Source organism: Saltatorellus ferox, from assembly GCA_007751475.1.
Classification (GTDB): domain Bacteria; phylum Planctomycetota; class UBA1135; order UBA1135.
The window spans coordinates 6,873,228-6,895,682 of record CP036434.1; the positions used below are offsets into that span (position 1 = coordinate 6,873,228).

Below are 22,455 nucleotides of genomic sequence, written 5' to 3' on the forward strand. Positions count from 1 at the left end.
CCCCGAGGTCCCTCGTAAGGAACGCAGCGTCAGATGGTCGAACAACCCTGTCCCGCGCCATGCCGTTCCATTCCAGCATTCCCGCCGCCGACCTCGACCATCTCACGATGAGCGAAGAGGAGGCGCGTACGCTCCGCTACCGAAGGAAGAGGCGCCTCTTTACCCGCACGTATGCGTACCTGCGGGTGATCGGGATTGGCAGCACCGTCGTACTGGCGATGGCGGATCACTTCGTGAAGACGGGACAAATCTGGGACGAGGGCATCGCCTGGTTCACCGGATTCGTGACCCTGTACCTCGCGATCGCTTGGCTCGGGACGGTGAAGTTCTACAACCCGGACAGGAGTGAGAGGATCCCGCAGCTGTTCCTGCTGACGGACTTCGGCATCGCGGGTCTCCTGATCTTCATGACGGACGGACTGGCGAGCCCGTACTTCTTCTTTCCCTACGTTCGGATCGTCGATCAGATCTTTCGCGGCCCCAAGGCGAGCACCCAGCTCCTCGCGTGCGCCACGCTCACGCACGTGGGTGGCGTGGTCACCTATGGCCTCGTCTACGGGGCGCCCGTTCCGATCTCGGGCCTCCTCCTCCAGGTCGTAGCCTGCCTGGCGCCAGGCTTCTACTTCGTGATGGTTTCCCGCGAAGTCACCCGCGTCTACGGGCGCTCGAGAACCACCGTCTCGATCGCACGCCAGCTCGTGAACGAGCTACAGTCCACCAGCGAACGCCTCGAAGTCGCCAGCAAGAAGGCATCGGCCGCCGCCGAGGCCAAGGGACAGTTCCTGGCCAACATGAGCCACGAGCTCCGCACTCCGATGAACGGGATCATCGGCATGTCGGAGCTGGCGCTGTCGACCGGTCTGGCCGAGGAACCCGCCGAGTACGTGGGAGCGGTTCGTGACTCTGCGCATTCACTGCTCACGATCGTCAACGATATCCTCGATTTGTCCCGACTCGAAGCGGGCGGCTTCAACGTCGAGACCGCGCCATTCCAGCTGCGAGAGTCGATCCGCGGCGCACTGAGCGCCACTGCCCCCGCCGCCTTCGCCAAGGGATTGGATATCGCTTGCGACATCGATCCGTCCATTCCGGAGTTCGTGGCAGGCGACGGCGCGAGGCTGCGCCAGATCCTCATCAACCTGGTGGGCAACGCGGTCAAGTTCACGGCCACCGGGCACATTCGGATCGTCGTTCAGCGCGGCGACGGTCCGAACGATGTCCTCTTCCTCATCGAGGACACCGGCATAGGAATCGCGGCGCAGAACCTGCTCAAGGTCTTCGACGTCTTCGCGCAGGCAGAGGAAACGACTGCTCGCCGCTTCGGGGGCACCGGCCTGGGACTTCCCATCGCGCGCCAGCTTTGCGAGGCCATGGGCGGGAAGCTCGACGTGGAAAGCGCTCTTGGGGAAGGGACGACCTTCAGGATGTCGATTCCACTCCGGGCCTCGTCGAAGCCCATGCCCACCGCTTCCAAGCGCACCTCCAGAGAACAGGCCGACGTATCCGGCGTCGTCCACGTTCTCTGCTATTCCACGGTCGTCAGGGATTCCGTGACACGCCACGTCGAGCAGCTTGGCCGCACGGTCGAAGGCCACGCCAGCGCTTCGGCTCTGGAGCGTGCGCTCGGTACATCGACCGGGAAACGCCGCGAGCCTGCGGTCATCGTCCTGTTGCCGCCCCACGGCTTCAAGGAGCAACTGGAGGTCGAGGCCGCCGCGAGCGCCCTCTCCGGCGATCACTGGATCGTCGTCAGCCAGGCGCGGCCCGAAGACGGCTGGAAGTCAGCGGCTCTTCGCCAGGCCAAGCTCACCCTCGCTCCGGTGGTAGGACCCGAACTCCGGCGAGCCCTGCGCTCACTCGACGAGACTGGATCTGGCGCTCCCCCGAGGGCTCGGAGCGAGGTTGCGCTCGACTGGCGCTCGCCAGCGCCGCTCAAGGTGCTCCTCGTCGAAGACAACATCATCAACCAGAAGGTAGCGAAGCAGCTTCTTCTGAAGTGGGGCCACAAGGTCACGGTGGCTGGCGACGGGCAGGTGGCCGTCGACACTCATGCCGCAGAAACCTTCGACGTGATCCTCATGGACATGCAGATGCCCGTGATGGATGGATTGGCCGCCACCCAGGCGATCCGGGAGCGCGAAGCCCACCGCGGCGGAGGCGCGCGTACCCCCATCATCGCCATGACGGCGAACGCCGGACAGGTAGATCAGAACCGCTGCCTGGAGGCGGGCATGGACGACTTCGTGCCGAAGCCGATCGACATCCCCGAGCTGTTCGAAGTCCTGAGTAGGGTCCAGCCGAGGCCGAACCCGCTCGATCAGGCCGCATAGCCGAGCCACGCAGTCGAGCCACCCAGTCGGCTACTGATCCAGCTCCTCGCGGACCTTGGGCTCGAGGCTCTTCAGGCCAGCCGTCTTTCCGAACTCGATGGCCTGCTCCGCCGGCATGCCGTCCACGTGGAAGGCCTTGAGCGCGAGCAGCGCGCCCACGCGATTGCTGCTTCCGCAGTAGACGACCATCGGGCGCTTCGCGTCCGCCATCATCCCCGCGAGCATGCGCGCCGTGGCCTCGTCGATGCCGTCCGCGCCCGCAACCGGAAGACGCTGGAATTCCACGCCGGTTGCCGCCGCGTGCGATTCCTCCCAGCCCGCTCCGTTCTCGGTCGCCACCCGGAGACTGACGAACGACTCGAAGCCGAGGCGGCTCAGGGCATCCATCTGCTCCTGGGTGAGCTGGCCTGCGCAGAGGAGGCCGTCCGCGGGAATCGACGCGTTGGCGACGCCCAGTTCATGAATCGATTCGGTCATCTTGGCATTGATAGCGGGGAGGGCGCCGTCCATCGAAGGCGTCCGCTCGGACTCCGACGCGCAGCCGATCCAAAGAACGGACGTGGCGACCAGGAAAGCGGAGGCCAGACGGCCTTGGAGCGTGGGGAGGAATGACATGGGCACCATGTTAGTGGGCGGCCGCGAAGGAGGGGAAGGCCTCGCACAGATCGTCGGGCAATCCGCTCAGGACTTCCACCCGCTCGCCGCTGGTGGGTGACGTGAAGACGAGGCGACTGCTGTGCAGGGCGTGGCGGTCGATCACGAGCTGCGCGCGGTCGAGGTCCGTCAGCTCTCCGGCGGCCGCGCGCAGGAAGATCTCCCGATCGGGTCCATAGAGCTTGTCGCCGACCAGGGGCGTCCCGATCGCGGCCATGTGGACGCGGATCTGGTGCTGGCGCCCCGTGTGGATGCGCAGCCGCAAAAGCGAGCGGCCCTCCGCAACCGCGACGGTTTCCCAGTCGGTCTTGCAGGGCAGGCCGTCGGCGGCCGTCGTCATCTCCAGCTCGACCGGGGACGTCGTCGACAGCCGGATCGGCGCGTCGATCGTGCCCGACGGTGGATCAGGGATGCCTTCGACGATCGCCAGGTACCCCTTCTCCACGAGCCGATCCTCGAACTGGATCGTCAGCGCGGGGTGCGTGACCGGCCGCTTGCTCACCAGCACGATCCCACTCGTTTCACGGTCCAGTCGATGGCACAAACGCGGCAACAACTCACCGGCCTCGATCGCGTCGCGGTAGCGCAGGTGCACGCGCTGAATCAGCGTATCACTCATGTGCCGGCCGCTCGGATGCACGGCGATGAGCGGCGGCTTGTCGACCACGAGAACGTCGTGGTCCTCGTAGAGAACGGTGAGTTCGTCGCGCGTTTCGCCGAGCAGCAGCGTCCGGTACTCGTCGGGGATCCGGATGAAGACCTTCGAGCCGTGCTGGAGCTTCGCGCCGCTGCGCCTCTCGACCTTGCGAACGCCCGTGCCCCCGGGTGCCTCGGGGCGCGCGGCGTCGATTTCGACGTAGCCGTCCTTGACGAGCGTCTGCACGGACGAGCGCGATCGCCACTTCAGGTGGTGGCTCAGGAACCTGTCCAGCCGCATCGTGAAGCCGCGAATGGGAACGCGGAAGTCACTGGCGTCCACGACGAGCCGCACCTCGGTCGGCGCCTCCGTCAGGTCGCGGTCCTTCTCGAAGATGCCCATGCTGGAAACGGCCTCCGCCGTTCGGTGCGACCACAGAAAAACCGCGCGGCGCGAAGCCACGCGGTTCCAAACTCAGCCCGAAGCCAGTGCCCAAAGCATCCGGCCCCGGAGCGACGCAGCTTCCATCAGGGGAAGTCGCTCAGTCCAGGGAGGTGGCTCGGGAGTTCGAGAGAACGGTGCACCCACGCGGGTCGCGGCAAGAGTGGGCGCGGCGGGGGTGCGACAGACTCAGCGCTTCTTCGGAGCGCCGCCCGGGCGACGCCGACGACGACGGTTGGGATCGTTCTTGCGCGTGGCTTTCTGGACGGTGCGCAGGCGCTCGCGGCGCTCGCGACGACGGCGATCGGAGCGCTTCTCGTGCCACGTGTGGGCTTTCGCGAGGCGGAAGATGCCGCTGTAGTTGCACTGGCGCTTGAAGCGGCGAAGAGCGGCTTCGAGCGACTCGTTGGAACGAACGGAGACCTTGATCAAGGGAGTGAGCCCGCTGCTGGCGGGGAAAGAGTTCTAGGATGCGTTTGGGCGCGGTTTCGAGCCGGGAAGGATACGTGGACTCCAGGAATGCCGCAACCAGCGGAATGCCGCTATCCTGTTCCCGCGTGACAGATTTCTCCGCCCCAGCCCCGAAAGGGCCCCTGCCCAGGCCGCCTTCTGGGTCCGAATCCGGCCTCCAGCCCGGCGAGGAGATCTTCCAGGGGACCCTGGAGACCGTCACCTACCACGACGAGAAATCCCTCTACGGGGTGCTCCGACTGGCTCCGGATGCCGGCTTCAAGGCCCCGGACGAAGGATCTCTCTTTTCTCCGGGCCGCGTCACGGCCGTCGGGAAGATCGCGGATCCCGTGGAGGGAGTCCGCCTGAAGCTGATCGGGCGCTGGGGCCGGCACTCCAGCCACGGGGTCCAGTTCGAGTTCGCCGCCGTCGAGACCCTGCCCCCCGCGACCGAGGCCGGACTGGTCCGATATCTCTCCTCCAAGGTCTTCGAGGGCGTCGGGGCGACCCTGGCCCAGCGAATCGTCGACAAGCTGGGCGCCGAGGCCCTGGAGCGGATTTCCGAGGACCCGGGGGCCCTGAAGGGCATCAAGGGCCTGCGCGCGGACAAGGCGGAGGCCCTCCGGGAGGCGATCCTCGGCCAGTCGGCCATGCACGCGGTCTTCGGGTTCCTCGCCAAGATCGGTCTCGGGCCGGTGACGGCCCAGGCCGTGGCGGCCAAGCTCGGACCCGATTGCGAGACCATGATCCGGGACAATCCGTTCGCGCTGACGCTCGTGCCGAGCGTCGGCTTCCTCACGGCGGACCGCGCGGCCAAACGCCTGGGCCTGCCGCCGGACGACCCGCGGCGGCTCCGCGCCGTGACGCGCCACGCGCTGGACAAGGCGAGCAACGAGGGGCACGTCCTTCTGCCGCTGGGTGACCTGCTCCAGCGATCGGCCCGCGCGCTGGAGGGAGCGGCGCCCCAGGAAGCCTTCATCCGCGCCCTCGACGAGATGGAGGACGGGCTGCACATCATGATCGATCGCGAGGTGCTCCCGCCGCCGCCGCTGGACGAGGACACGCGCGACCTCCTGGACGGCAGCGGCCGCTACAACGCGGATCTGCCGTGTTACCTGCCGCACATGCACTTCCATGAGGTCGAGCTGGCGCGCGGGATCACCCGGCTCCTCAAGGAGCCCGCACGACCTCTCTCCACCGAGGAGGCGCTGAAGGACGCGGCGGAGCGTGCGGGGATCGAGCTGCACCCCGACCAGCGCTCGGCCGTGCTCGAGCTGCTCCGCCAGCCCGTCGCGCTGCTCACCGGCGGCCCCGGCGTCGGCAAGACCACGATCATTCGGTTCGTGGCGACTCTGGCAGAGGCAGGCGGCGCGACGGTTCTCCTCGCCTCCCCCACCGGGCGCGCGGCCAAGCGCCTCTCCGAAGCAACCGGGCGGCCGGCGAGCACGATTCACCGCCTGCTGAAGTCCGTCCCGGGCGAGAGCGGCTTCGAGCACGGGCGCCAGAAACCGCTGGAAGGCGGCGTCATCATCATTGACGAGGTCTCGATGCTCGACCTCGGGCTGGCACGGCGGCTCGTGGACGCCGTCGCTTCGCCGACGCGCTTGATCCTGGTCGGCGACCCCGACCAGCTTCCTTCGGTGGGCGCAGGCAACGTGCTCGCGGACCTGCTCGCCTCCGAACGTATCCCGGTCGCGCGCCTCACGCGCGTATTCCGCCAGGCGCGCGAGAGCCTGATCGTCACGAACGCGCACCGCGTGCTCGAGGGTCAAATGCCGCGGCTTCCGGAGAAGGGCGTGCGCGACGCGGACTTCTACTTCTTCCCGGTCGAGGACAACCCCGAACGGCTCGCGGATCGCCTCATCGAGGTTGTCACCGAACGGATCCCGAAGGCGTTCGGGCTCGACTGGTCCGAGGACGTCCAGGTGCTCGCGCCCATGTACAAGGGACCCGCTGGCGTGGATGCGCTCAACGGTCGGCTGCGCGAAGCGCTGGGCGCGGGCGGGCGCGAGGTCCTGTTCGGTGATCAGCGCTGGCGAACGGGCGACCGCGTGGTCCAGACGCGCAACGACTACGAGCGCGAGGTCTTCAACGGCGACCTCGGGCGGATCTCGATGGTCGACCAGACGGGGATCGTCACGGTCCAGTTCCCCGATCGTGAAGTCACCTACGAGAAGGGCGCACTGAACGATCTCAAGCCTGCCTTTGCGATGACCGTGCACCGGAGCCAGGGCGGAGAGTTTCCGGCCATCGTGTTTCCGCTGACGATGCAGCACTCGCACATGCTCCAGCGCAACCTCTTCTACACCGCGATCACGCGAGCGAAGAGGCTCGTGGTGCTCGTGGGCGACACCCGCGCTCTGGCGCGGGCGATCGAGCAGACGGAGCAGAACGATCGAAAGAGCCTGCTGGCGGCGCGATTGATCGAGCGGATCCCGGCGCAGATGTCGCCGCCACTGGACCTGGAAGGCTCGGAGCCGCCGAACTGACGCCCGACGGCTCGGAGCCGCCACACGTAGGCCCGACGGCTCCGATGCTTGCGTCACGGCAAGGCGGCAACACACCGCCTTCCGCACCTGCCCGCTGACGCGAACAGGACGCGTTTTGTAGAGGGGCAGAAACGCCTCTACAAGCCTTTTCGCCGTCGAATTCGGGCGTTTCGGCGCTTTTAGCGCTTCTGCCCCCCCGGAGGATCCAGATACCGAGTTCCGCGCAAAGAGGGCGGTAGGCACTCCATTTCGGCCTTTGCGGCCGGATCGTCGTGTGCGTATCGGTAGCCCTTCCCGTATCCAGCGTCCTTCATGAGACCCGTTGGAGCATTCCGAAGATGCAGCGGAACGGGCTCATTGGCCGTTCTGTGCACATCTTCACGCGCTCGGGCAAGGCCCTTGTAGACGGCGTTGCTCTTCGCCGCACGGGCGAGATACACGACCGCCTGGGCCAGGGCCAGATCCCCCTCGGGCACGCCGAGACGATCGAATGCCTCGGCCGCGTCGAGCGAGATTCGAAGCGCGAAGGGGTCCGCGAGACCGATGTCCTCGGAGGCGATCCTCACGATTCGACGCGACAGATAGCGCCGATCCTCGCCGCCCTCGAGCATCCTTGCCAGCCAGTAGAGCGACGCGTTCTCGTCGGAGTTCCGCACGCTCTTGTGCAGGGCGCTGATGAGGTCGTAGTGCTGCTCGCCGGACTTGTCGTAGCGGACCTGCTTGCGCTGGAGCGCCTCGGAGAGCGCGGCGTCGTCGACGGCGCCGCCGCTCAGGCTCACGGCCGCGACCGTTTCGAGCAGCGTCAACGAGCGCCGAGCGTCGCCATCGCTGGCGTGGGCGATCCGCGCGACCTGCTCATCCGAAAGCTGAATCCGCCCGTTGAGGCCGTTCTCGGACTCCAGCGCGTGCCGCAGCAGACGCTGGATATCGTCCACTTCCAAGGGCTCGAGGATGAGCACGCGACAGCGCGAAAGAAGCGCCGCGTTCAGCTCGAACGACGGATTCTCGGTCGTGGCGCCGATCAGCAGCACGTCGCCGCGCTCGACGAACGGCAGGAACGCGTCCTGCTGGGCCTTGTTGAAGCGGTGGATCTCGTCGACGAAGAGCAGCGTGCGCTCGCCGGTGGAAGAGCGCACGGCGCGCGCCTCCGCCATGACCACGCGCATCTCCTTGACGCCGGAGAGGACAGCCGAGAACGGCACGAACCGAGCGCTGCTCGCCCGTGCGACAAGGCGCGCGAGCGTCGTCTTGCCCACCCCCGGCGGCCCCCAGAGAATCAGGCTCTGGGTGATATCCCCGTCGAGGATGCGCTGGAGAAGCTTGCCCTCGCCGAGGAGGTGCGTCTGCCCGAAGACATCCTCGGGCGTGATCGGCCGCATGCGCTCGGCAAGCGGAGCGTCGCGGGCAGCGGGCGCGAGGTCGTCGGAAGCCGCCGAGCGTTTGCCAGGGCGTTCGTCCCCACCGAAGAGGTTGGCGCTCATGCGAGTGCCCCCGGGAGCCAAGTCAGGCACCGCCAGTCCTCAAGACGCTCGCCGTGGATCATGCCGGCATGCTAGCTGTTTCTGGTCGTGTTAGCATCGGCGGTATGCATGGAGCCGAGAACGAAGGGGACCAGCCGTTGGCGCCGATGGGATCCATCGTCAGGCGCGTGCGCCCTCTTCCAAGGCCTGGACAGAGGAACGCCATCTCAGCACTCGAGCCGGCACGTGCGATCCTTCTAGGCGCGCTGGCGATCTCCACTCTGGCGGGCGTCCTGCTGATCTTTGCGCTGGCAGCCGGCTGGCGTCCTCCCACGGAGCTTCTGATCGTGGCCGTGATGATGTTCCCGCTTGGGGTCGGCGCATGGCAATTCACCGCCAGACCGCTGCTAGTGAGGCGCTGGCTCCTTGGCGGGGTGATCGTGACCGCATGCTTGCTAATTTCACTCATAGCCCCTCCGGTGACGCAGTTCTACGTGGTCATGGTCGCCGCAGTCACGATCACTGCATGGCGCCTCTCTCACGGAAGACCGATCGTCCGCAGGTGGATGGACGGAGCGGCCATCGCAGGGTTCTATGGATCCTACCTCTATGGAAGCTGGACGATCACCTTCCTGTGTCTGTGCTGCCTCCTGCTCCTTGGCTCGCTCCGTGAACGTGACGCGGCTCGAGTCGCGATCGAAGAGTACCGCGCGCAGGGAGGACAGATCGAAGACCTCTACAACGCGGCAAGCCCGGAACAGAGGACACTTGTGGGGCCAGCGGCCGTGATCATCTTCGTGCTGATCTTCACGTTCGGCATCGCAGGCCTGTGGTCCATGGGCCACTCGATGTCGACGACCTCCAGTGGCTCTGGACGGTTAGGAATCGGCGGCGGCCGGTAGACTTCCGAGGACACCTGGGCGATCCGCTCAAGGTACCAGACCCAGGGTGGAGCCCACGTCGGCCACCCAGGTCACTCGGTTTCAATCCCCGCTTCACGCTGCGGCCTAGGCTCTGGTTAGGGTTCGGCGAACTGCCGGCTCGCTGCCCATCCCCTTTCCGGAACGAGACCATGACCCAGACCACCGCCACCAGCCGCCGCCACGTCCTCGCCGAGCGTCCCGACGGCGCGCCCACCTCCAGCACGCTCCGCCTCGAAGAGGTGGATGTCCCCGAGCCGAAGAAAGACCAGATGCTGATTCGCAACGTCTACCTGTCGCTCGACCCCTACATGCGCGGGCGCATGAGCGACGCCGAGTCCTACGCCGACCCCGTGAAGATCGGCGAGGTGATGGTCGGCGGCACCGTCTCCCGCGTCGTGACTTCGAAGCTCGACGGCTTCGAGGAAGGTGACTGGGTCACGGCGCAGGGGGGCTGGCAGGACTACGCGCTCTCCGACGGCGAGGGCGTCATCAACATGGGCAAGGACCCGGAGAAGCCGTCCTGGGCCCTCGGCGTCCTCGGCATGCCCGGGCTGACCGCCTGGGCCGGGCTCACCCAGATCGGTCAGCCGAAGAGCGGTGAAACGCTCGTCGTCGCCGGCGCGAGCGGACCTGTCGGCTCCACCGTCGGCCAGGTCGCGAAGATCCTCGGACTCCGCGCGGTCGGCGTGGCCGGCGGACCGAAGAAGTGCCAGCACGTCGTCGAGAACCTCGGATTCGACGCCTGCGTCGACTACAAGGCGAAGGGCTTCGCAGACGCCCTCGGCAAGGAAGTTCCGGACGGCATCGACATCTACTACGAGAACGTCGGCGGCCAGGTGTTCGACGCGGTGCTCTCGCACCTGAACACCGGTGCGCGGATCCCGCTCTGCGGGCTCATCTCCCAGTACAACGCCACTTCCCTGCCCGAGGGCCCCGATCGAATGGGGATGCTGAAGGGCATCATGCTCAAGAAGCGCATCACCATGCGCGGCTTCATCGTCTTCGACGACTTCGGTCACCTCTACCCCGAGTTCTCCGAGCAGATGAAGGGCTGGGTCCAGGAAGGCAAGATTCACTACCGCGAAGAGGTCATCGACGGCCTGGAGAACGCTCCCGAGGCGTTCATCGGACTCCTGGAGGGCGAAGCGTTCGGGAAGCGAGTGATCCGAATCGAGGATTGACGCTCCCGGAGCATCCCCCAGGCCCTCACGAACGAACGACTGCGCACAGCGTCACGCTGAACGTCGCCTCGCTCCCACCACAGAAAGGATTTCCGCATGACCGCCCCTACCGCTACCGAGACCGAGCTTCCCAGCGAGGTTCTCGGGCTGCCCATCCAGGGCCAGAATCTCGCGGGCGCCCGGCGCCTGGGTGAACTGCTCGGCCGAGACGCCACTACGCAGCCCGATTTACCGGCCACGCTCCCGTGGACCCTCCTGGCTTTCCTTCGGCACTTCGGCTGAACCTTCTGCCGCCGCGACGTCGAGCGGCTGCGCTCCCTCGTGCAGGGAGCCAAAGGATCAGAAGCAGCCGAGGGCTTCCCGCGGGTCGTGCTCGTTCACATGGGATCTCCGGAGGAAGGCAAGACCTTCCTCTCCGAGCGATGGCCTGAAGCGATCGCGATCTCCGACCCTGATCGCACGCTGTTCCGCGCATTCGATCTCGGGCGCGCGTCGCTCGGCCAGGTCTTCGGACTTCGCGTCTGGAAAGAGGCCCTGAAGGTCGCGCGCTTCGGCGTCGGCAAGCCCGTCGGCGATCCGCTCGCCCTTGGCGGCACGTTCCTCGTGCACGGCGCGCACGTCCTCGCTTCTGACATCGCCGAACACGCGGGGCACGTGCCCGACTATGAAGGCATGATCGATCTCGCGCGCATTCGCTCGAACAGCAGGAACACCAGGCCTTGACCGACGTCGTCGCCTTCCTCCCCGGCAACGGGCACGTGGACGCGCGGCTCTCGTTTGCCCGCGAGAAGGCCCAGCGGCTCGACGTCGGCTTCGAACTTCGCTCCGTCGACTACGGCGCGGCCGACAGCTTCGAGGCGCTGCTGGACTCCGTTCTTGAGCAGACGAGCGGCGCGGACCTCGCCTACGCGACGGGCATCGGAGGGCTCGTGTACCTGGCTCTGCGCGCGCGCGGCGCTCTGACCGATCAGCGCGCGATCCTGCAGGGTCCGGTTCTCTGGGGGCTGGAGACGCGCACGTTCCCGAAGCTCATGCGCCTGCCGCTGATGCCGCGCGCGCTGACCCTCGCGATCGCCCGCGGGCCGATCCAGCGGCGATTCATGCGCAAGCACTTCACCCGGCCGCTGACGCCCGAGTTCCAGCGGGTCTTCTTCGACGGCTACCGCGATGCGCGCGCGTTCGAGCGCTGGTTCGCGTGGCTCACTCCACGGCTCCTGCGCGATCTCGAACAGCAGCTCCGCGGCCGCCCAGAGCTGCTCGACGGCCTCACCGCCTGGTGGGGCGGCGAGGACCACGTGGTCGGCATCGAAGAGCTGAGACGCACCGAGGCGGCGCTCGGCCAGCCGATTTCCGTTCGCGAGTTCCCGAGCTGGGGCCACTATCCGATGATCGACGAGCCCGCGGACTGGACCGCCGAGGTAGCGCGTGCGCTGGCGGCCCCTCACTGAGTTCCGGGACGAGCGGATCGGCAAGATCGCTCGCCTTCGAACCGCTGTCCGGCGCGGGATTCTCGTGCCGCCGACGGTGTGGGCACGCGCCGCCAGCCTGCAGGCCGTCACGGCGGATCAGGTCTCACCTCCCAGCGCGTTCGGCCCCCCGTGGATCGTGCGCTCCGCCGCTCCCGATGAAGACGGCGCCGAGGGGACGGCCGCCGGCCGGTACGAGAGCGTGGAGGTCATGGAGCCCGGCGCCTTCCAGGCAGCAGTCTCCACGGTCGCCGACTCCATGCGCGACGCTCTCGGCGAGGGCGCGTCCGTATTCGTCCAGCCGCTACTTCGGCCCGAAGCCGGCGGCGTCGCGTTCTTCGACGGCTTCTTCTACGAGCGCTCCGAATCCCCCGGCGGCAACCGCGCGATCACCGCGGGCGAAGCTCGCGGTGACGTGGAGCGCGCGGACCTCGTGCGCGGCGAGCCCTGGTCCAACTGGCTGCGCCGCGTCGGCGCTGCCTTCGAAGCCGACACGAGAGAGGGCGGCGCGGCCCTCGACATCGAATACGTCCGCACCGGCGACTCGTACACGCTGCTTCAGGCCCGACCCGCGCGCTTCTCGGTCCGGCGCAACCCGATCCTCAGCCTGGCCAACCATCGGGAGATCCTGGGCGACCACCCGAGCCCGTGGGTGACGAGCGCGCTGGTCCAGGCGGGACGCGGCGCGCTGGAGGAGTTCGCGCGGATCGACCCGGAGATCCAACGCTGGAACGGCCAGTACGCCGAAGCGTGCGCGGGTCGCGCATGGCTGTCGTTCTCGTTCTTCTTCCGGCTGATGGATCACTGGGGCCTGCCGAGGACCTTCGTGACCGACGGCGTCGGCGGCGAGTCCGGCGGCCCGGAGGACGCGCGCCCCCTGCTCGGGCGCATGCTCAGAAAGTCCCCCAGGCTGATCCGGCTCCAGCTCCAGAACCGACGCACGATCCGGCGCATTCCGGAGGCTCTCGCGGGTTTCGACGAGCGTCTGAAGTCCGCTCGGACGCTCCCCGAGTGGTTCGACGCCACCGCGTTCGGTCTCGACCTCGCGCTCCGCACGAACTTCGCCATCAACGGGGCCTGGACCGGTATCGCACGCGTCCGCGGGGCGCTCCGGATCCGCGGCCGCGCTCGCGTCGTCACGGAGGAGATGATGGCCGCCTACGAGGGCCTCGCCGAAGAGGAGCCGCAACAGCGCGAGGGGGCCCTCGATGCCTGGCTCCGTCGCTTTGGCCATCGCGGCCCGCTGGAGAGCGATCCGATGCAACCTCGCTTCCGAGAGCTGCGCGACGTGCTCCTCGCCGATCTCCTGTCGCGGGAGCGCGTCGACGCCGCACCGAGCTTGCCCGAAGCGAAGACCGGCTTCCTCTTCCGAATCGACCAGATCCGCGAGCAGTTCCGCGACGACCTGATGCGGCGCTGGGAGACACTTCGTACAGGCGTTCTGGGCGCCGCCGAGGAAGCGGTTCGCGCGGGACTTCTCGAGAGCGCGAGCGACGCGTTCCTCCTCGACGGCGCTTCCATGAAGACGCCCGAACTCTGGCGCGAGGCCGTCCGCGAAGCCCGCGAGCGGCGGATCGTAGAAGCGCGCTTCGATCCCCCGCTGACGGCTCGACGGGATGCGATCGAGGAGGCCGAGCGCCTTGCGACCGAAGGATCCGAGGTCGACGCGGGTGCCGCACCTCCGGAGCTGCGCGGAATCGGCGTGGGGACGGGCATCGTGCGCGGCCGGGTCCATCGCGCCAGCGATCTGACGTCGTTCCTGGGCTGGCTCTCCGCGCATCCGCGAGCGGAGCACCCGGTGATCCTCGTGGTCCCCGCGCTGGAACCTTCGTGGTCCGTCGTCTTCGGTCGAATCGCGGGCGCCATCACGGAGATCGGCGGCGAGCTCTCCCACGCCTCGATCCTGCTGCGCGAGTCCGGCACCCCGGCGATCGTCAACTGCCACCACGCCTCGCGGACGCTGGAGGACGGAGACGAAGTGGAACTCGATGCCAACTCGGGCCGCGTTCGAAGGATCGGCGGTAGCCACCTGGGCCCATCTGGAGCCAAGAGCGAACACCCGTCCAGAGCGCCGCTGACGTAGGCTTGCCTGGATGAAGATCGCTGGAATCTCTTTCGACCACATGCACATGGGCGACAACCTGCGTTTCGCCCACGAGCATCCGCACGTCGATCTCGTGGGCGTGTGCGACGGGGATCCTGCCCGAATGCAGCCCGTGATCGAGTCTCTCTCGATCCCCGCCAGCCGGGTCTACACGGATGCCCGCCGGTGCATCGAAGAGACGGACCCGGACCTCATCCTCCTGTGCCCCTCCACCGGGAGTCATGCGGAGTGGGTCGAGCGGCTCGCTCCTTTCGGGAAGGCCGTGATGATCGAGAAACCCTTCGCCGCAAGCCTCGAGGAGGCCGACCGAATGATCCGGGCGATGGAGCGTGCGAACGCGCCGCTCGCGATCAACTGGCCGCTCGCCTGGCAGCCTGCGATCGTGACGGCGAAGCGACTGACCGAGAACGGCGTCATCGGCGCGGTGACGCACGTTCACTACTACGGCGGCAATCGAGGGCCGCTCTATCACCTGGAGGGCAAGCGGGAGACGACCGAGGCCTTCCGCGCGGAGCAAAAGAGGTCGAGCTGGTTCTATCGGCGCGACTCGGGTGGCGGCTCTCTGCTCGACTACCTGGGATACGGTGCGACCTTCGGAACCTGGTTTCTCGGAGGCCTTGCCCCACTCGAGGTGACCTGCGTGACCCACGTCCCCGAGGGACTCGAGGTGGACGAACACTCCATCACCATCGCGCGCTACGCGCACGGCCTGTGCCGATTCGAAACCCGCTGGGGCACCTTCACTGACCCGTGGACCCATCAGCCGCAGCCGAAGTGTGGCTTCGAGATCGTCGGTGAGCACGGCACGATCAGCTCGTACGACCACGAAACCACGGTGAGGGTACAGACCCGCGAACGGCCGGAGGGAACGGACATCCCCGTCGATCGCCTGGAGTCGCCGTTTCAGAATCCGGTGCAGTACATGGTCCATTGCCTCGAGCAGGGCCTTCCGATCGAGGGCCCGCTCTCGCCGTCGACGTCGAGAATCGGCCAGCAGATCGTGGATACGGCCGCGCGCAGCGCTCGCGAGAAGCGGACGCTTCCGCTGGACGCCATTGGGGTTCGGCGCAACGCCGCGAGCGCGGATCCTGGCGGTGCTCGCGGAATCGCATTCTATGGCGCAGACTCCTAGCCTGCATTATTCACGAGTTTGCTCCACCAGTGCGTTCAAACCGCGGCGTGGCAAGGAAGACGACCGAACGAAGCGGAGGCGGGCCCGTAGGCCCGTCGAGCATTCTGTGAGGGAGCCCGCGAAGCGGGCGGCAGCCAAAGGCTGCCGTCTGACGCCGTCACGGCGTGGTTTGGGCGTGCTGGTGGTGCAAACTCGTGAATAATGCGGGCTAGGTTGTATTGGTAGCAGCCCTGCAGCCCTGCAAACTGCCGCCAGACTTCAAGACAGTCACGATCACTGAGTCGCTTCCGACCCACAGATTTTGCAGAAGAGCCGAATCATTGACCAAACTGCGTCGCATGCGCGTGAGCGGATGCGCCAGGGTCGTCGAACGATGAGCGAGTGGGAACGTGGCTCAGGCTGTGAGCAGGGAATCGGCCTTACTTCGTCCGGGTCTTGACGCCTTCGCCGATGGCGCTCATCGCGCCGCGAAGCTCGTCGAAGCTCGGATGCTCCAGCCGGAACCAGGTGTTGCACAGCCACCCGCGGTCGAGCCCCTGCGTGGGCGCTCCCTCCTCCGGCAGCGCGTACTCGTAGATGTAGGAACCGTAGCGTGCGAACGCCGCCCGCACGCCCGTATGCCCGGCGATGATGCCGTCCTTGTCCGGACGGATCTGAATGGACCCGGCGCAGAGCCGACGGCTCGGTCGCTCCTCGGAGGGAAGCCCGAGGACGGCGAGCGCCCACTCGCGGAACACGTCGAAGTCGTTGGCGCGTCGGTACATGTCCCAGATCTTCTCCCCGGCAGGACGCGCGCCGATCTCGCCGAATCGGAGACCCTTGGGGCCCATGAACCACTCCATGTGCGTTGCCGTTCCGCGGAGGCCGAGCGCGTCGGTGACGAGGCCGGCGACCGCGCGCAGCTCGCGGTAGATGTCGTCCTCGATACGGTTCGAGATGGCGATTTGCGGAGAGATCCAGCGGGTTCGGTTGGCCTCGAGGCAGCCCGGGTAATAGTGCCCGACGAAGTCGTGGCGCACGCCCTCCGGTCCGACGATCGTGTCGTAGAAGCCCTCGTGACCCTCGATGAACTCCTCGACCGCCAGTCGGCGATGGCCGTCGAGCCCGAGCTTCGGGGCCAGCGCCTGAAGCGCGGCCATGTCGTCGACGCGATGGGTGTCGTTCGCGTTGAATCCATCGACGGGCTTGACGATGAGGGGGAATCCTTCGACCGCCGCGAACTCCACGAGCTCGGCCATCGAGTGAACGCCCGTGGAAGCGGCACAGGGCACGCCGCGGGCGCGCAGGAACTCCTTCATGGCCACCTTGTCACGACAGAGCCGGGCGGTCGCCGTCGAGAGGCCGGGGACGCCGAGCGCTTCACGCAGCGCCGCCGCTGCCTCGACGAGGGGCTCATCGATGGTCTCGATCTGGCTGAAGGGTTCGTCCGCCGCAAGCGCTCTGGCATGCATGAGGAGCTCGTCCGCATCCAGCACGTTCCTGCAGGAGCGATAGGCGTCCAGAACGCCCCTCGCTCCCTTCGAGAGCTGCTCCACCGAACCCGGCCCTACCGCCGAAACGCGCGCCCCCAGGGACTTCAGTCCCTGCAGGAAGGAATGGTTGTAGGCGTGGGTGTCGGGGGCGAGGAAGAGAATATGCATGGGGCTCTACCCATCATCGGGGGAAGCTCGCCCGATGTCGATAGGCCGGGCCGGTCGAGGTCTCCGCACGCGTCTCCCACAAGAGCACGATCCACCTGGAAGACGGCATTGCCTGTCAATTCAGGATTGCCGGTAGTTCGCGCCGCCCTGTCGCGCCGCTGGCCGCTGCATAGAGCAGCAGGGCCCCGGCCACCGTCACATTCAGTGATTCGACCCTACCTCGCATCGGGATCGTGATTCCGGTGCAGCCTTCGAGTTCGGCGGGCATCTCGCCCGTCTCGGACGTCATCCAGACGACCGTGCGCTCGGAGAACGGATGGGAGCGCAGGCTCTGGCCCCCCCGGGTGGCACCGACGCACTGCTCGAAGCCCAGGGACGCCAGTCGCTCCACGGCGCTGCCGAGGGATTCCGGCAGCACGATCGGAACGCGGAAGAGGCTCCCCATCGATCCGCGGAGTGCCTTGGAACCAAAGGGGCGCGCGCCGCCGGGGGCGACGACCACCGCTGCCGCCCCGGCGGCTTCCGCCACTCGCACGAGCGCACCGAGGTTGCCCGGGTCCTGGATGCCCGCCACGCCGAGGATCAGTGCGGGCCCGTCACCGACGAGGCCGGGCAGCCCATCGATTGCGGTCGTCGCTGGCTCGCGGAAGATGCCGGCGAGGCCCGGCGCGGTCTTCAGCGACCCGAGGCCCTCCAGCAGAGTGTCGGCACAGACCCGGAATTCGGTGCGCGTCGCGAGATCCCCGTTCGTCGCGAGATCCCTGTAGGCTTCGAGCTGCCCTTCCGCCGCGATCAAGACCTCCGGCACGTGCCCCGCTGAGACCGCATCCCGGATGAGCCGCTCGCCTTCGATGAGGACGAACCCCGCTTCCTTCCCGCGTCCGACGTTCCGTGCCCTCTTCAGGACCGCGTTCGTTCGTGAACGGATGACTTCGAATGAACCTCCCACGGGGAGAAGACTACGAAAGCACGGTCGATTCAGGTCGTCGCTTGCCCAAGATTGGTGCCATGGAGGACGGCACGCCTGAATTGGGATACGCACTCGGGAGCGCGCTTCACTCGCCGGCGCACCTGGAGCCATGGGAAACCGGGCGATAGGTCAAGGCGGAGGACTGGCCCATCGGATCGTGGGTAAGGGACCCAGCACGAGCGTATCAGTCGTCGTCGCTGTCGTCGTCGCCTGCGCCCGACTCCCTACGCGCGATGAACTTGGCCCAGCGCTCGCCCGCCTTCGAGGCATTGAACGCCGCGAAAGCCTCCTCTCCCGAGACGTCCCCGAAAGCGTAGTCCGACCGGCGGTAGAGCCACTGGAGCTGCTTGCGTATCTCCGGGAAGTCGTCGGTGCTGAGCGCAATCTCGAGACGTTCCCAGGCCGCCGGCATGTCCAGCCCCTCCTCGCGCTCCACGGCGCGGTCGAGGCATTGAAGCGCCACCTCGAACTCGCCATCAGCTTGGTGAAGCTGCGACCGCATGATGTCAAGGTAGGGATCGCCGTGAACGGCCTTGTCGATGCGATCCAGGCATCCTTGGGCCGCCGAGAAGTCTTCGTTCATGATGTACAGGTCCATGACGACCAGCGGAAGCGCGGGGGAGTCGGGTAGCCAGCGCTCGAACTCCTCGAGAGCACTCTGGTACGCCTCGTCACCGATCGCTGCCGCGCATTGAACGTGGAGCCGCTGGATCTCCGGGAGCTGCTTCACGCTGTCGGGAAACTCGGCATAGATCTTCCGCGCGGCCTCCGGGTCCACATCGGCCAAGTCGGTGAACCTCTTCAGTTTCACCAGACTCTCCACGTACTCCGAGTCTCCGCGCCCTAGAACCTTGTCCAGGAAGCCGCGCTCGGAATCTGCCATGAGAGCCAGCATGGCACGGCGCAGGATCGAGCTGACGGAATCCCCCATGGTGTAGGTCACGAGGTCGGCGACTCGAACCTCACCGTCATCGTTCAGGGCGAGCACGAGCTCGTGATACTCCAGCCCATCGTCGCCCGCGAAACGGAAGAGCGCGTGACCTGGCGCTCCCGGCATCATGCGCAGGAACGTGTAGGTACCGTCCGCTTCTTCGTTGCTCTGAATGATCGACTCGCCGATCTGGAAGTTCCCGCCCATCCCCTCGCGGATCCCTCGCTTCATCTCGTCCGGCACATCGAGGCCTTCGCTCGCGATTTCGATCAACATCCCTACATCCATGGCGTCGTCCAGGAACGTGGGATCACCTTCGTAGATGGTCTCCTCGACGCCGACGATGAAGTCGATGAAGGGGTCGGCAGGATCTTCCGCGACCGTGGTGTCGGTTCCTGCCTGAGCGCACGTGGCGGCGGAAACGTCGGACGGGAAGAGCGAAACGAGGGCCAGGGCGGCCACGGCGGGCAGGGTGCGACCTTTCATGGTCCAGGAGGATAGTCGCTCGCCCGCTGCCTCGCCACGGCCTCAGACTTCCGACACCGGACGACGGCTCCCCACGAACGACTCGGCCTCGACGCCAAGGCGGCGCAGCATGGTCAGGTAGAGATCGGCGAGCGGGCGGTCGTCGCGCTCGAACTCCTGCTGCCACGGCTCTTTCCCGCCATCCCAGGCGCCGCCGAACATCTCCTCGCCGGCGAAATTGAGGTACTGGCCGTGGGCGAAGCCCATGCGCTTGCCGCCGGCCAGCACGAGCGGGTAGTTGCGCGACAGGTGGAACGCGCTGGACGCCGAGCCGAACAAGAGCAGCGTGTGGTCGAGCATGTTCCCCTGGCCGCCCGGCTCCGGGGTCGCCTTGAGCTTCTCGGCGAAGCGGCCGAACTCCTCGGCGAGGAAGCGGCAGTAGGTGCCAAAGTCCTTCCAGCCGCCAGGGTTCTTCGTGTCGTGGGAGAGCTGGTGGCTCAGGGGGAAGCCGACGGCGCGGGCGAGGTGATCGCTGTGACCGATGCCGTTCTCGCGGCCGATCTGGTACGTCGCCGTGCGCGTCGAGTCGGTGCGGAACGCGAGGTACATCAGCTCGAACATCGTCTGGAGGTAGTTGCGCGGATCGTCCGGCGTCACCTCCAGGTTCAGGTGATCCGCGTCCACCGTCGGCAGCGGGATGCTCATCCAGCGCTTCGCTTTCTCCACCTTGATCTCGGTCTCGCGCACCGCGTCGAGGTATTCGTCGAGGGCCTCGCGGTCGTTCTCGGGCAGCGTGCGCCTGAGCGATCTCGCGTCTTCGAGCAGCTCATCCAGCGCGCTCTGACTGATCGCGAGTCGGCTCGCCGCTTCGCCATTCCGCGTCAGAAACAGCGAGTCGAAGATCTTCTTGGGGCGGTGCGCCGCGGGAATCGCGCGTCCGTTCCGATCGAAGGAGAGCGTATGGGCGCCGCGCGGCGTTCCTGTGCCGCCGTCCGTCGACATCACCAGGGACGAGTAGCGCGTCTGGTCGCCGACCTCGGCCGCGAAGGCCTGGTCGAGGGAGATCGAGTTCTGATAGTCCCCGGTGCCGCCGGTCAGGCCGCCCGTCAGGAACTGATCCGCGTTGGAGTGACCGTGCACGTCGCGCACCGTCGGGTGGGACATGCCAGAGACGATCGTGAGGTCGTCGCGCAGCGGCGTGAGCACGTCGAGGCACTTCGTGAATGCGAAGTCGCGGCCGCTGCCGTGCGGGAACCACGACCACTCGTCGAACGCGGGGTCCTCGCGCAGCGGCATCGGGACGCCGTCGGGGAAGTAGATGCTGGCGAAGCGCTTGCGCGTGGTCTTTCCCTCGCTGTCGCCGCATCCGAGGGATGGCAGGGCGCTCGCCACCGATTCGAACCATGGAAGCGCGAGTGCCACCGCGGAACCGCGGAGGAACCGCCGCCGGTCGAGGGAACCAAGGTCGATGTGGGGTCGAGTCATCAGCGCTTGCGTGTCAGGTGCCGGGAGGAGGGAACCACGAGTCTCGTGCGGATCGGAAGAGCGGACGGATCGCGATCGCAAGCCCCATCTTAGTCCGGCCGCCGCCGCAGGCTCGCACTTCGGCGACGATCCCGCCAGGAGCTGCCCGAACTCCGAAGGAAAGCGATACACCGGAGCGACAGAGAGACCCGATAGCTATGTTCAGGGAATGCAATCTCCACCCCAGGGCGCCCTCTCGATCCGAGGCGCGCAGCTCGCGTCGGAGTCCCCCATGGCTCCCTACATCGTCGAGCACTTCGCCCGGCTCGAGCAGTCCCGGACCGGCGCGAAAGACGGCTCCAGCTACGTTCCCCTCTGCATCGCGGAGAACGGTCTGCTCAAGAGTCGGGTCATGGCTCGACTGCACGCTTGCCGGCTCCCGCCCAGCCGAGTACTGGGGTACGACTCCATGGTCGGAGCGATCAGCTTTCGAGAAGCGCTCGCATCGTTCATGGAGCGCGCCTTCCTCGGCCGGCGCTTCGCCCCCGATCAAATCGCGGTCCTCGCGGGCGCCGGCACCGTCCTGGAGAACGTGTTCTACGCTCTCTGCGATCCAGGGGAGGCCGTGCTCGTTCCCACACCCAGCTACGCGGGCTTCTGGACGGACCTGGAGACGCGCAACGGGCTTCATATCGTCCCGGTGCACAGCCAGAGCGACGACGACTTTCGGCTCACGGCCGCGAGTCTCGAGGAAGCGTTCCTCTCCGCCGACCGCCCCGTCAAGGCGCTGCTCTTCACGAATCCGGACAATCCCCGCGGGAGCGTCGCCACCCGTCAGGAGATCGAGGAGATCCTGCGCTGGGCCGATGGCCGCCAGATCCACGTGGTCTTCGACGAGATCTATGCGCTGTCGGTCTTCGGCGAGGCGCACTTCACCAGCGCTGCCGCGATCAGGCCTGCGCTGGGGGATCGCGTTCACATCGTCTGGGCCTTCAGCAAGGACTTCGGAGCCAGCGGCCTCCGGTGCGGCGTGCTCGTCAGCGAGAACGAGGCGCTTCTGGCAGCGGTGAACGGCCTGGCCTACTGGGGAGCCGTGTCAGGTCATACCCAGTGGCTGCTCGAGCAGATGATCGCGGACGACCCCTGGATCGAGCACTACTGCGCGGATCTGCGCCTGGCTCTTCGAAGCGCCTACGAATCCGTCGCGACGGCGCTGGACGCGGCCGGCATCCCGTTCGTTCCAGCGCAGGCCGGCATCTTCGTCCTGTGCGACATGCGCGGCTTCCTCACAGAGCCTACCTGGGACGCGGAGGCCGCCCTCTGGCGCCGCATCCTCGAAGAGTGCAACGTCAACCTCACCCCCGGCTCCGCCTGCCGGATCGCAGAGCCGGGCTTCATGCGCCTCTGCTACGCAGCCGAGCCCCTCGACTCGGTGGTGACCGCGATCGGGCGCGTCGGCGATCTTTTCGGGTAACGCGACGCGGCGAGTTTCCCTTCCGGAGACCACGCGGAATTTGGGTCGATCACCGCATCGCGGTTACCGTGGCGCCACATGGCCCGACCGCCCCCGCGACCGGGCAGAACGGAACCGGACCACCCACTGCGCCGGGGTCCCTCGAAGGATGAGGGTCTTCGGAAGAATCTGTGCGCCGACGACGTCGGCAGCGGCCAGGGAGGGTCGATCGGGTGCCCTTGGAGGCGTAAGGGGCCGGGGAGGA

18 protein-coding genes are annotated in these 22,455 nt (G+C 67.0%); 10 read left to right on the forward strand and 8 right to left on the reverse strand.

All coding sequences use genetic code 11. The annotated features are described in order from the left end of the window. The first annotated feature begins 59 nt into the window (after window positions 1-59). Window positions 60-2,330, forward strand: a complete 2,271-nt coding sequence (locus Poly30_RS24885) for an ATP-binding protein (RefSeq protein WP_145204059.1) — start codon at window positions 60-62, stop codon at window positions 2,328-2,330. Window positions 2,331-2,360: 30 nt separating this feature from the next. Here the strand turns inward: Poly30_RS24885 and Poly30_RS24890 are convergent, their stop codons facing one another. From Poly30_RS24890 to rpsU, 3 genes are all read right to left on the reverse strand, one after another. Next, on the reverse strand, window positions 2,361-2,945 hold the full coding sequence (locus Poly30_RS24890) for a protein tyrosine phosphatase family protein (protein ID WP_419190638.1): 585 nt from the start codon (window positions 2,943-2,945) through the stop codon (window positions 2,361-2,363). A gap of 10 nt (window positions 2,946-2,955) precedes the next feature. Further along, window positions 2,956-4,023 carry an RluA family pseudouridine synthase gene (locus tag Poly30_RS24895; RefSeq protein WP_145204065.1) on the reverse strand — a complete coding sequence of 356 codons (1,068 nt, stop codon included), beginning with the start codon at window positions 4,021-4,023 and terminating at the stop codon, window positions 2,956-2,958. A 228-nt stretch (window positions 4,024-4,251) separates the two neighbouring features. After that, a complete protein-coding gene (gene rpsU / locus Poly30_RS24900) occupies window positions 4,252-4,494 on the reverse strand; it encodes a 30S ribosomal protein S21 (protein WP_145204068.1) in 243 nt (80 codons plus the stop codon). A gap of 125 nt (window positions 4,495-4,619) precedes the next feature. Here rpsU and recD2 point away from each other — a divergent pair, with 125 nt between their 5' ends. Further along, on the forward strand, window positions 4,620-7,001 hold the full coding sequence (gene recD2, locus Poly30_RS24905; protein WP_419190639.1) for an SF1B family DNA helicase RecD2: 2,382 nt from the start codon (window positions 4,620-4,622) through the stop codon (window positions 6,999-7,001). Window positions 7,002-7,180: 179 nt separating this feature from the next. On the opposite strand, the gene Poly30_RS24910 is transcribed toward recD2, so the two are convergent. Then, window positions 7,181-8,482 (reverse strand): replication-associated recombination protein A, encoded by a 1,302-nt coding sequence (locus Poly30_RS24910; RefSeq protein WP_145204074.1) that lies wholly within the window; start codon window positions 8,480-8,482, stop codon window positions 7,181-7,183. A 167-nt stretch (window positions 8,483-8,649) separates the two neighbouring features. On the opposite strand from Poly30_RS24910, the gene Poly30_RS24915 reads away from it, so the two are divergent. The 7 genes from Poly30_RS24915 to Poly30_RS24945 all read left to right on the forward strand — a co-directional run bounded on the left by Poly30_RS24915 (window position 8,650) and on the right by Poly30_RS24945 (window position 15,267). Then, window positions 8,650-9,363: a hypothetical protein gene (locus Poly30_RS24915; RefSeq protein WP_419190640.1), complete on the forward strand. Its 714-nt coding sequence runs from the start codon at window positions 8,650-8,652 to the stop codon at window positions 9,361-9,363. A 170-nt stretch (window positions 9,364-9,533) separates the two neighbouring features. Continuing rightward, the gene (locus tag Poly30_RS24920; protein ID WP_145204080.1) at window positions 9,534-10,565 is read left to right on the forward strand and encodes an NADP-dependent oxidoreductase; all 1,032 of its coding nucleotides are present in this window, start codon (window positions 9,534-9,536) and stop codon (window positions 10,563-10,565) included. 96 nt (window positions 10,566-10,661) lie between these two features. After that, window positions 10,662-10,847, forward strand: coding sequence for a hypothetical protein (locus Poly30_RS24925; RefSeq protein ID WP_145204083.1), 186 nt, complete (start codon window positions 10,662-10,664; stop codon window positions 10,845-10,847). Window positions 10,848-10,886: 39 nt separating this feature from the next. Then, on the forward strand, window positions 10,887-11,288 hold the full coding sequence (locus Poly30_RS24930) for an AhpC/TSA family protein (RefSeq protein WP_145204086.1): 402 nt from the start codon (window positions 10,887-10,889) through the stop codon (window positions 11,286-11,288). Continuing rightward, a complete protein-coding gene (locus Poly30_RS24935; protein ID WP_145204089.1) occupies window positions 11,285-12,013 on the forward strand; it encodes an alpha/beta fold hydrolase in 729 nt (242 codons plus the stop codon). The genes Poly30_RS24930 and Poly30_RS24935 overlap by 4 nt, the downstream gene beginning before the upstream one ends. Continuing rightward, window positions 11,991-14,114: a PEP-utilizing enzyme gene (locus tag Poly30_RS24940; RefSeq protein ID WP_145204091.1), complete on the forward strand. Its 2,124-nt coding sequence runs from the start codon at window positions 11,991-11,993 to the stop codon at window positions 14,112-14,114. Before Poly30_RS24935 ends, Poly30_RS24940 begins: the two co-directional genes overlap by 23 nt. Window positions 14,115-14,124: 10 nt before the next feature. Beyond that, window positions 14,125-15,267, forward strand: coding sequence for a Gfo/Idh/MocA family protein (locus Poly30_RS24945; RefSeq protein ID WP_145204094.1), 1,143 nt, complete (start codon window positions 14,125-14,127; stop codon window positions 15,265-15,267). Window positions 15,268-15,686: 419 nt separating this feature from the next. On the opposite strand, the gene Poly30_RS24950 is transcribed toward Poly30_RS24945, so the two are convergent. From Poly30_RS24950 to Poly30_RS24965, 4 genes are all read right to left on the reverse strand, one after another. After that, a complete protein-coding gene (locus Poly30_RS24950; protein ID WP_145204098.1) occupies window positions 15,687-16,907 on the reverse strand; it encodes an ATP-grasp domain-containing protein in 1,221 nt (406 codons plus the stop codon). 115 nt (window positions 16,908-17,022) lie between these two features. Continuing rightward, on the reverse strand, window positions 17,023-17,856 hold the full coding sequence (locus tag Poly30_RS24955) for a TrmH family RNA methyltransferase (RefSeq protein ID WP_419190641.1): 834 nt from the start codon (window positions 17,854-17,856) through the stop codon (window positions 17,023-17,025). 205 nt (window positions 17,857-18,061) lie between these two features. Continuing rightward, complete coding sequence (locus tag Poly30_RS24960; RefSeq protein WP_145204104.1) at window positions 18,062-19,294, reverse strand: tetratricopeptide repeat protein; 1,233 nt, start codon at window positions 19,292-19,294, stop codon at window positions 18,062-18,064. A 42-nt stretch (window positions 19,295-19,336) separates the two neighbouring features. Beyond that, window positions 19,337-20,758: a DUF1552 domain-containing protein gene (locus Poly30_RS24965; RefSeq protein WP_145204107.1), complete on the reverse strand. Its 1,422-nt coding sequence runs from the start codon at window positions 20,756-20,758 to the stop codon at window positions 19,337-19,339. 208 nt (window positions 20,759-20,966) lie between these two features. Here Poly30_RS24965 and Poly30_RS24970 point away from each other — a divergent pair, with 208 nt between their 5' ends. Further along, entirely contained in the window at window positions 20,967-22,211 is a 1,245-nt protein-coding gene (locus Poly30_RS24970) for an aminotransferase class I/II-fold pyridoxal phosphate-dependent enzyme (RefSeq protein WP_419190642.1), read from the forward strand. The last annotated feature ends 244 nt before the right edge of the window (window positions 22,212-22,455 follow it).

Coding starts and splice junctions, on each gene's coding strand:
- Poly30_RS24885 (WP_145204059.1), top strand. CDS start 60: ATGCCGTTCCATTCCAGCATTCCCGCCGCCGACCTCGACCATCTCACG.
- Poly30_RS24890 (WP_419190638.1), bottom strand. CDS start 2,945: ATGTCATTCCTCCCCACGCTCCAAGGCCGTCTGGCCTCCGCTTTCCTG.
- Poly30_RS24895 (WP_145204065.1), bottom strand. CDS start 4,023: ATGGGCATCTTCGAGAAGGACCGCGACCTGACGGAGGCGCCGACCGAG.
- Poly30_RS24910 (WP_145204074.1), bottom strand. CDS start 8,482: ATGAGCGCCAACCTCTTCGGTGGGGACGAACGCCCTGGCAAACGCTCG.
- Poly30_RS24920 (WP_145204080.1), top strand. CDS start 9,534: ATGACCCAGACCACCGCCACCAGCCGCCGCCACGTCCTCGCCGAGCGT.
- Poly30_RS24925 (WP_145204083.1), top strand. CDS start 10,662: ATGACCGCCCCTACCGCTACCGAGACCGAGCTTCCCAGCGAGGTTCTC.
- Poly30_RS24945 (WP_145204094.1), top strand. CDS start 14,125: ATGAAGATCGCTGGAATCTCTTTCGACCACATGCACATGGGCGACAAC.
- Poly30_RS24950 (WP_145204098.1), bottom strand. CDS start 16,907: ATGCATATTCTCTTCCTCGCCCCCGACACCCACGCCTACAACCATTCC.
- Poly30_RS24960 (WP_145204104.1), bottom strand. CDS start 19,294: ATGAAAGGTCGCACCCTGCCCGCCGTGGCCGCCCTGGCCCTCGTTTCG.
- Poly30_RS24965 (WP_145204107.1), bottom strand. CDS start 20,758: ATGACTCGACCCCACATCGACCTTGGTTCCCTCGACCGGCGGCGGTTC.
- Poly30_RS24970 (WP_419190642.1), top strand. CDS start 20,967: ATGCAATCTCCACCCCAGGGCGCCCTCTCGATCCGAGGCGCGCAGCTC.